Origin of the sequence: Veillonella montpellierensis DSM 17217, assembly GCF_000426745.1 — a bacterium.
GTDB lineage: Bacteria > Bacillota > Negativicutes > Veillonellales > Veillonellaceae > Veillonella > Veillonella montpellierensis.
In genome coordinates this window covers 120048-130141 of sequence record NZ_AUFY01000007.1, presented here as the reverse complement: position 1 = coordinate 130141, position 10094 = coordinate 120048, and the positions used below count along the sequence as shown (strand labels likewise).

The 10094-nt window shown below is 39.7% G+C and carries 5 protein-coding genes and 2 pseudogenes; 1 reads left to right on the top strand and 6 read right to left on the bottom strand.

Annotation, left to right across the window (positions count from 1 at the left end; translation table 11 throughout):
- The 5 genes and pseudogenes from K357_RS08755 to K357_RS10030 all read right to left on the bottom strand — a co-directional run.
- Positions 1 to 6210 (bottom strand): annotated as a pseudogene (locus K357_RS08755) (hypothetical protein); the annotation flags it as partial.
- A gap of 323 nt (positions 6211 to 6533) precedes the next feature.
- On the bottom strand, positions 6534 to 7082 hold the full coding sequence (locus tag K357_RS0103770) for a metallophosphoesterase family protein (RefSeq protein ID WP_028257522.1): 549 nt from the start codon (positions 7080 to 7082) through the stop codon (positions 6534 to 6536).
- A gap of 399 nt (positions 7083 to 7481) precedes the next feature.
- A complete protein-coding gene (locus K357_RS0103765; protein ID WP_211218941.1) occupies positions 7482 to 8264 on the bottom strand; it encodes a DNA alkylation repair protein in 783 nt (260 codons plus the stop codon).
- A complete protein-coding gene (locus K357_RS0103760; RefSeq protein ID WP_028257520.1) occupies positions 8261 to 8452 on the bottom strand; it encodes a hypothetical protein in 192 nt (63 codons plus the stop codon). Before K357_RS0103760 ends, K357_RS0103765 begins: the two co-directional genes overlap by 4 nt.
- A gap of 332 nt (positions 8453 to 8784) precedes the next feature.
- A complete protein-coding gene (locus tag K357_RS10030; protein ID WP_280451325.1) occupies positions 8785 to 8913 on the bottom strand; it encodes a hypothetical protein in 129 nt (42 codons plus the stop codon).
- Positions 8914 to 9215: 302 nt separating this feature from the next.
- Here K357_RS10030 and K357_RS08750 point away from each other — a divergent pair.
- Positions 9216 to 9754: pseudogene (locus tag K357_RS08750) on the top strand (IS256 family transposase); the annotation flags it as partial.
- A gap of 55 nt (positions 9755 to 9809) precedes the next feature.
- Here the strand turns inward: K357_RS08750 and K357_RS0103740 are convergent.
- Positions 9810 to 10088, bottom strand: coding sequence for a hypothetical protein (locus K357_RS0103740; RefSeq protein WP_028257518.1), 279 nt, complete (start codon positions 10086 to 10088; stop codon positions 9810 to 9812).
- Positions 10089 to 10094: the final 6 nt, after the last annotated feature.

Below are 10094 nucleotides of genomic sequence, written 5' to 3'. Positions count from 1 at the left end.
CTTTCCGTTTTTAACCGCAAGACCCCATTGATCGGCTTGTTTTGCCAAGGCACTGTCATTGAATTTCAAGGTGACATCAGTGCCTTGCGCCGAAGTGGTGATGTATTTATCATTGCCTTTGATGTTGAACTTAACATTCCCATCTTTTAGCGATTGTGCCGTTGTACTCTGATTGCTATCGGCACCAAGAGCAATGGTATGTGCCACTTGTCCTTTTATGGTAGTTACATCCGAAGCTTTTGCTACCCCTGCTATGGTTACCGTTTGTTCATGCGATGCATCCGTATCGGCAGGATTTTTTACAATCAACTTAACTGTATTGTCATCATTTACTGCATAGCTACCATCTGTATTGTTATTCGGATTTGCCACAAGTCGATAGTCTGTACTAGATTTCTTCGCGATTTCATCAGATATCGTTTTCAACTGATCTTCTGTGGCGGCACGACCTGATACAAAGGTTGGACTTGTTACATTCCAGTCTTTGTTATCTAATCCTGTGACAAAGTTACCAGTGGTTTCCTTTGCTCCCTGTGCTGGTGTGGTGCCATCGGCACTAGGGGTAACAGATTGCTTACCTACAACTACACCAGCCGCATTAACTTGACCTGGCGTAATCGTAGTCGTAGTCGTAGTATCTCCTTGTTTAACTTCTACCTTTGATAAACCTGTAACTTCATCATGCAAACTATAAGTAAAGTTCTTTCCATCTTGCTTAATAGCAAGATTTTTACCGGCTTTAAACGTTACCGTATTATCATTAGTAACACTCTCAACAGTAGCCTGTGTACCTGTAACACGTGTGCCACCATCCACATCGGACGTAACTTTCCATCCTAAGTGTTCTTTTAAATCCTTGACAGTCATGTTCAAATCATATACATTGACCGCACCTGTTGGAGATGTTTTTTCCGCCGCTTCTAGTTTTTTCGTATAAGTAGCCTCACCGCCACCAGGTGCAGGCACTTTATTAATACTAGATCCTACATTAGATAATGTAGGGGCTGTTACCGTAGACGATGTGGTACTTCCCGCTCCATCTACAAGGCGTGTCCGTACATCAGTAACTGGTTTATCTACCCCAGTCTGTGGATGTTCATTTGTATAAAATTTGCCATCTGTATGTTTATACACACGATTACCACTAACATCCGTATACACTACAGGAAAGGCTTTCATGATTTCTTTTCCACTAATTGTTACTGTGCTATCCTCAGCAGTAACAGAAACACCATCAGCCCCTACAAGGTCAACACGTTTATTTGTTGTGTTTGGAACGACATTTTTGATAGTACCGCTAACAACGTTCTTAGCCCCCAAATTCCATGTAATAGCATCTAGCTGCGATTTATTAACTGCATCGCCATCCTTTTGACCGGCAGCCAAATTCGTAATCGGCTTATTATTCATATTAATGTTGGCATACGAAATCGATGGACCTGCCTCATCAGTTGCAATATCACCATTATATTTATAGGTGTTAAAGCTTCTAGATTTTAAATCTGATTTGAGTCCAAGTAATATTTGTTTACCATGAGACGCATCATCTCTTGCAAAGGTGCCAATATTATTTGTTTCAAATCGACCAGCACCAGATCCCCATTTTTCATTAACCGCACTGCCTACGAGTGCCACTTGTGGACTTGTTTTAGTTGGCGTAACTACGCCATTATTATCGCCTTTGAAATTCGGTGTAAATACATTGCTAAGTGTATTTTTCACAGTATCTGTTAACCCTACAGAAAGGGTATTACCATCAGCACTAGTTACAACATAACCAGATTGTCCTGTTATTTTTAACGCATCTTTATGAACTAGTAAATCACCGGAAGTTTTTCCATCCCCTTCAATTTTAAGGTTTAGTCCTTTCAATTGAGCTACGTTCACTGCATCTGTATCTTCTGTGCCGGCAGATACATTCGTAATTTGACGTGTTTTACCTTTCGCGCCTACCGATACAGCGCCTAGTCCAGAAGTAGAGGCAATACCGCCAGCTGTGACAGGACTATAGGTATTTGTTCTGCCTTTTGCAGGATCCCATCCTACAACACCTTTATTCGTATTTGCTACCGATTGACTTCCAAGAGCAACCCCACCATTGATTCCTACTGATGTACCATCACCGATGGCAATCGAACTAGCACCACTGGCATAGGAATTATTGCCAATAGCGACAGAATTCATAGCTCCCGTACCAGCTTGATAACCAATAGCAACCGTATTATTGCCTACGCTTCGTGCGTAACCACCAATCGCCACAGAATTACTTCCTACAGCGCCTTCATTATGATAGTTCGAGCTAGTTGCTATACCATGAACTACCTGATTAGTTCCATCACTTCCATTTGTTGCTAAGAAATGTACTGGATTCGCTGCTGCATTAATTTTATTGATCGTAGCTTGTGTCAAACCTACAGAAATCGTATTATTTTCTGCCTTTGTAGTGATATATGTGCCATCACCTTTCACGGTTAGTGTTTGATCATATAATCGTACATCCGCTTTCTTAGTATCCGTAGTATTACCAGCAATTTTCAAATTAATCGCTTTTACCTGTGCTACATTTACCGCATCCGTATCTTGCGTGCCGCCAGCTACATTCGTAATCTGTCGTGTATGATTTCCATTGCCCACGGATACGGCGCCCAATCCAGAAATTGCTGCGGCGCCATTTGTTATTCCTTGATAATTATTGCCTCGATTCGTTGCTGGATTCCATGCACGTACACCTGCGGCAGTACTAGCTATGGTGCCTGAACCAAGCGCAACCCCATCGTTAGTAGATACCGTTGCACCTTTACCAATAGCCGTTCCCTGGCTATTATTAATCGTACTGCCTTGACCAATGGCTGTGCCATAGCTAGCATCATCTTTAATCATAACGCCTTGACCGATAGCAACACTATGAGTGGCGCCATTTTTTATTTCTACACCTTTACCGATAGCGACACTTTCTTTCGCATTAACTTTTGTATGAGTACCCATGGCGATAGCTTCTTTTTGATTCGTATAGGCATATCGTCCGATAGCAATACTATTAGCACGAATTGTTAGATCACTTGGGTTCGTCCTATTGTCTTCTACCTGTGCATTAGATCCAATGGCAATAGAGTTTTCTCCCAATGTCTTCGCACCAGATCCGAATGCTATCGCATCGCCCCCTTTGGCCGTTGCGCTTTTACCGATTGCCACATCTTGATCTCGTTTTGCATTCGCCCCTACGCCAATTGCCACCGCATTATTGCCTGACCATGTGCCATTCCAAGTGGTGGCCTTATCGTCTACATCTGCTTGTGCTACCGCTTTATCTCCAATGGCAATGGAACTACCACTCTTAGCAACAGCATTACTACCAACAGCAACGGAACTACCACTATTAGCCGTAGCAAAACGACCAACAGCAACAGCGCCCTCATGTAACGCATTACTACGATATCCAATGGATACAGCTTCTTTTGCGATTTTAGCTGTTCTTGCCTGCGTGCCGATTGCCACCGCGTTCGCATTGCCCGTATATGAAGCGCTACCAATGCTAATGCTATCATTACCATATGCACCTGCGCCATAACCTACGCCAACAGCCGTTTCTCCTATCGCTTTTGCAAAAGGACCTAATGCCATTGCCCACTTGCCACTTGCTTGATCATTATTATAGTTAGAAGAGCGGTCTTCAATATCTATGCCATTTTCTGCGTAGCCCGCCTTCATCTTCGTATTTTCATCGGTCTTGTTTTTACCGCCGTTTTCCTTGCGATTATTATCCACCGACAAGAAATGAGCATCGTAAGACTTCCAATCGCGCAATTGTGCTACGGTAACCACATCATTATCTAACGCACCAGGAGCTACATTCGTAATGCGGCGAAGGGTATGTATTGTTCGTTTAACCCCATCTACATCACTGGTAACTTCTTCGCCACCAACAGATACAATGCCACGATTTAAATCATTTAATTCTTTTAACTTGTCATTAAGTCTTGAGCCTTTTGGTAAGTACGCTGGCACCTTAATGCCATCTTGTTCCTCTAATATGACGGCGCCATGTGCATCGTATTCATATAAATTTTTAGGTTCTAGTGTAGGATCATAAGGGTCAACGCCCACTTTCAATTTAGGTGCTAATCCACGGTAATAATCGGTCGACCCATAGCCAAGGACCACATTATTATCGTGATCTGCATGGGCCCCTTTACCAATTACAACGGCACGGTCCACCATCTGATACGCCCCATTAGCTACGCTACCAGAACTTGCACCGTTCCCCATGACCACGTTATCCTCGCCATAAGCTTTCGATTTCGTTCCGATGGCAATTGAATCTTTCCCTTGTACATGCGACGTATTACCGATGGTAATCGCATTTTCTGAAGCAGAACCAATCGTGGAGTATTGACCAATGGCAACGGAATTTTTAGAATGCGTTGTAATACCATTCCCCATAGCAACAGTGTGAAACGAATTCTGATCCACTTGTACATTGGTACCGATACCAACACTGCCCTGTGCCAAGGTTTGTGATTGAGCACCAATCGCTATCGATCGTTTCGCACCAGTGCCTACTCGCGCCGTACTTCCCAACGAAACACTATCTTCTGCGCCTTCTTCTACGTTTGAACTATCGCCGATAGCGATGGAACGATTCGCATTTTGCTCTACTCTACTTTTATTACCTAAGGCTACGCTATTTTCAGATAATACGAGCGTGTCTACACCAATACCGGAGGAGTTATCTCCTAACACCGCCGCTCGGTTACCTACAGCGATATTATTCTTTCCATACGTACTAGACAATGTGCCTAACGCAAGGGAGTTTTTATTGAACGCTTGCGCCCCTGTACCAATCGCCACCGATTGAGCCGCTTTTTCCGTAGTATGCGCAAGAGATCCTAAGGCAATGCTAGCATCACCTTTGGTAAAGGCACCTACACCCTGTGCAACACTGGCATTCCCACTGGCCGATGTGTAGTTACCAACGGCGATGGCATTGTCGCCCTCTTTCGCCACATTTTCAATAAAATTATCTGCCACATTCGGATTTTGTATGATATCTTTCGCCACGTCTAAATTTAATGCATTGTGTGTAGAGTCTGCCACATAGGCTTGATTGAGTTTTTTATCCAATAATTTGGATACACCGCCCTGTTCTCGTAAGGCCTTTGCTAATATATGATCGCCGCCCTGTTCACCTGCAGCAGAATTTGCATCGCCTACTAGAGCCGCATAGTCTGGCGAATATACCAATGCTTGTTGGTAGGAGCCGATTCTTGCATTCGATACGTTAATGGCGCCTGTTAATTGTTCTACTTTCTTCGTATCACCCTTCTGTGTAGCAGTAAATAAATCGTGTTCAAGTTGTCTCTTGTTTTCTTGTTCTGCAGATAATTTAGAAAAAGTATCAAGAGTATTCGCGTTTAAACGACTACTCATTCCTTCGATTGTCGAAATCAAGTTGTTACGTGGTCCAAACTTGGTATTGGCAAAGGTGTTATAGCCAATTGCCAAGGAGGATTTTCCCGTTGCCTGTGTATTAAATCCGATTGCATTACTACCGTCTTCATTCGCGCCAGAGCGGGCCCCTAGGGCTACGGAAAAATTAGATTTAGAGGTAGATTTAAACCCAATGGCAACATTATCATGCGTATCTGGTGCATACACAAACTTACGAAGTTGATTATCCCAACCTATTGCTTTAGACGCTGAATCTGCGTATTGACCTAGTGCAATAGCTCCAACACCAATTGCTTTAGAGTTCCCCCCTAATGCAATCGCCCCAGCTCCTCGTATAATCGTATCCTCACCACCAGTAATATTACTTTCCTGATAGGTAACGTATCCTCGATTGACTGCTAACTCACCTTGTGCATTACTACCTGAAAAATATGTCGTTTTCGTTGCTAATGGCTCATGATAGAATAGAGCATACAATTGTCCTAGCGTAAGCTTTAATTCGGCTGGCGTCTTACTCAATATGGTTTCTGTCTTTTTCTTCGTTGTATCGCCATATGTGGCGCCAGGTGCCAGTCCAGCTTGTTCAAACGCCAATCCTAGCAATGAAGGTGGAATGACCGCTTGTACCATGGTAGGCACACTGACCCCAATACTCCCTGTAATCAAGAAGGCAATTACCGCCCCTTTGCTATACCGTCCTTTATCCTTTAATGCCCGTTTTAAAAACCGTTCACATTCCAAGAAAATTTGACTCGATTTCATACAACCTCCATACTACTATCTGTTGTTTATTTACAATACATATCTGTATTAGATAATTTCAATTTTAAAATATCTATTTTATTATTATATCGTAATCATCTAATGATTTTCAATTGTATTCATACTATTTTTATGCGATTTTTCTGTAGTAGTCAAACATTTGTGACACAGACCCGTAATATGGATGTAGTAAGGATTTTCTATCGATTCATAGGATGGATAACAGAGGATACTGTTTGTGCCACCCTAGTATAGCTACGTGCATATCGTTGATGGCCTCTAAGAAAGTATCAATACATATCCTACCTCTAACCTACCTAATACTAAACGCCACCTGTTTTACGTATGCGAATGGCATCTCTAAAATACTGCTGAATGTATCTAAGCGATACTGGATAATAATGATTTGCATCTACGCCTACATCATACCGAAGTATACCGTTTGCACGATTTTCCTCATTATATCGTCCGTCAGAATGAATATGTCCATGTAAATGAATGCTACTATTATGACGACTCCGATTCCATTCCATCAAAGGATAATGCATAAGGACATATTTTAATTTTTCATGATTCAATTCTCGATAATCACAAATATCTTCAAACAAGCTCGCATCATACTCCACATCATGATTACCACGAATCAAAATTTTACGACCTTTTATTTTCCCAATTAACACATTCGCCTCTGATTCTGGTATGCGATGGGTCACATCACCCAATATGTATAACATGTCATTTGCATGCACTACCGAATTAAAATTGTGAATGATTTCTCGATTCATCGATTCCACATCCTGAAAGGGCCTATTTTGAAATTGTATAACACCTCGATGCCCTAAATGTAAATCACTGGTAAAATATATTTCCATAGTTATAACACCACTTCCCCCATACATCTATCTATAACATATTTTTAAATCTGATTTCATATTCCGAGCTTCTTGTAACCACGTTCGAAACTACATCGCAAAGGATCAACGCTATGTATATGTTTCATACGTTCATTTTGATACGGTACATACTGACTGTCTTCTTTGGCTAACAATATCATATATAATATTATTTCTCTATTTCACTTTCCCATGGTTCATCGGGCTTGACTATCACGACTTAAATTTTCTATTTTCTTAACACACAACAATTTCGGCATGTGTAAGGCTAAATGGTCCGCATACTGCAAAAGTGAGTTATAATAGGCCTAGTATGGCGAAAGTCACAAAATATGCGCTAATAGATGCAAGTCAAAGCTTCCTATCAACGGGAATTCGTCATCGTTTAAGTGACTTTATATATTCTTTTTGTTTCGTTGTAATGCGCTTACTTTCACGTGCTTTCTGTATTGCCTTATTATGAATCCATGTATCTAAGCGCTGTTCTTCAAAATATTGTATAGTCGCATCCCACTCTTTCGCCAAGGCCGTTGCAAAAAACCAGGCAATCATCATCTGAACATAATATTCCTCACTTTTAACCAACCGAGGTATTTCCAAATAGGTAGGTTTAAAGTCATCATCAAGAAAGTAAGACATTAACATCTCAATCCCAAAGCGGATAGTATATTCCTTTTCCGATTTAGACCATTCTTTAATTTTTTCCAACAGTGCTGTTGTATTCTTCTTGAATATCTTAGGAGACATACTATCGCAAACAGCCCAATTATCTACATAAGGCAGAAATTCATCGACCGCCTTAATACAGGCATCATAGTCTTTCATTTCAGAAATAAGGAGTCCGTGAAGCATATTTTCATCATAATATTTATGGGGTAAATCCTTAAGAAATTTTGATGTTTCTGGATCCTCTACAATTCTTTTAGCAAGCTTTCTAGCCTCTGGAACTCTAACCCCTATAAATAGGTTTCTCGGAATATTTGGGACCAATTTCGCCTGAAAATCAGCATATGAACTATCCTGCAATGCCAATAATTCTTCTTTGATGTTCACTTCTTTCACGCTCCATTCGATTTTGATGTATCGCTTACCATGGATTGTATAAGATAGATAGTCTTCATCCCTTTGTAAGTCTTTTAATATTTCTAGATAGCTTATCATCTTATCTTTATCTGACAATTGATTTTTGACCACTTGATGTTTTTTGCTCCAAGGTCAGCAAATTCTTTCACTTTCTTTTTATCAAATTTACCTTCAAGAACTCCAAGTTTTTTTACGATTTCTTCAAACTTTGAGATTATCTCTTTATTTACACTCACTTTTTGTCTAAGCGGTCTTTCAACTGTCACTTGCTAGTAACCAAATTCTTCATTGGCAAATAGTTTACTCTTGTCATTTTCTTGAAAATTTAGATATAAATTCAAAATTACCACCCCCATCAGTAAAAGAGCTGAGCCATTATGCACTTCTACAATGCAAAACCCCATTTCTGTATTTTTCATTTTGGACATAGCATTTAATAGAAATAAAAGTTGACCATCAGAAATATCGGATATCATTCTAAAGTCGGTCTCTTCATTATGAGTCGTGATGAATCATGTCTTTGATATTCTTTTTTAAATCTCTGTCTGCTCCTTGTCCCATCTTTTCAAGGTTAGTTTACCAATTACCAAATAGATAATTATTTCGTAAAGCTATTAAGACTTTTATTTAGCGTATAGTTCATACCCATTTTTGTGTCTTCTAATGTTGGTCCTCCAGCTGCAATCAATGCATTAGCTAGTCCACCTTCTACATAATTTTCTTCCATCCCATCATAGTGTTTATTATTATATTCTTAATGCTGAATAATAGACTATAACTTGAGCTTGAGCATATTTATCGTGAGCATTTGCATACAATAGCCTCATAAAATTAGTTTGTTGTAAAATGTGTAACTGACACCTCTCTTATTCATAGTGTAACGAATGAGAGAGAACTGTTACAACTTCACTATACCACTTATAAATGCCTGACACTATATAAACACACTTTGCAATAAATTTTTAGTGGGTAGCCTTACAAAAACGCTTAAACTCACAATCTATTTTAGCATTCAATTTCATATTACAATTAATCAAAACTTTATTAACAATAAAAACACAAGATCAGGCTCGAGTATGGATTCAAAATGTAATGGTTTGGAAGATTCGACATAAAATATTTCTAGCTGAAACAACCATAGATGAATATGGTACGATACGATCTAAACATGAACGCTTAATAAAGGCAGAAAATTCCTTAATCAAATTAATCAATAAACAGGCATTACATATTTAGATGAATCTTTATGCTTTGAATGCCCTACTGCAAATAATCGAATTGAGTGTGGAATTAATGCACAATTACGTACTATGCTACGAAATCATCGTGGTATGTCAATCGAAAGAAAAATAAAAGCGGTGTTCTGGTGGTGCTATATGCACTCACCGAACCCGCTTTCATTCAAAGAAATACTTAAGGTTATGCCGACCAATAAAAGTATCTCTGATATATATAATACCATGATTGTACAGTCCAGGTTAGACAACTCGATTCCAACATGGGGAGATGCCATTGTATGGAGTAATTTGCATAATTATGATTATTATTTTAACAATTCATGGGATTAAATTTGCAACACGTTTTATCCTATAACCCTCAAGTTCATTATACAATTAACCATTTCTATTTCAGTACCACTGAATATTTATTGATGCCGTTTGCGTTAAAGTCAGGCAATCCTCTAAAATAATTTGCAATAGCCTTAGATGCAGCATTGAAATTCTTCTCGGTAAAAATACCTTCATCAATCATTTCAAAGCACTGCATTTTCTTGCCATTAGCAGTTACGAAAAACTCCACAGAAAAACTGGATGCACTTACTGTCGCATTCAATTCCACTATATCGTAGCTCGGCACGAGTGTCTTTATCTGTTTTGCCACAAAAAGTTCTAATTCTGTCATTACTTT

Bases quoted from the DNA above. Each gene is read 5' to 3' on its own strand.
- K357_RS0103770 (WP_028257522.1), bottom strand. From the start codon at position 7,082: ATGGAAATATATTTTACCAGTGATTTACATTTAGGGCATCGAGGTGTT.
- K357_RS0103765 (WP_211218941.1), bottom strand. From the start codon at position 8,264: ATGATAAGCTATCTAGAAATATTAAAAGACTTACAAAGGGATGAAGAC.
- K357_RS10030 (WP_280451325.1), bottom strand. From the start codon at position 8,913: ATGGAAGAAAATTATGTAGAAGGTGGACTAGCTAATGCATTGATTGCA.
- K357_RS0103740 (WP_028257518.1), bottom strand. From the start codon at position 10,088: ATGACAGAATTAGAACTTTTTGTGGCAAAACAGATAAAGACACTCGTG.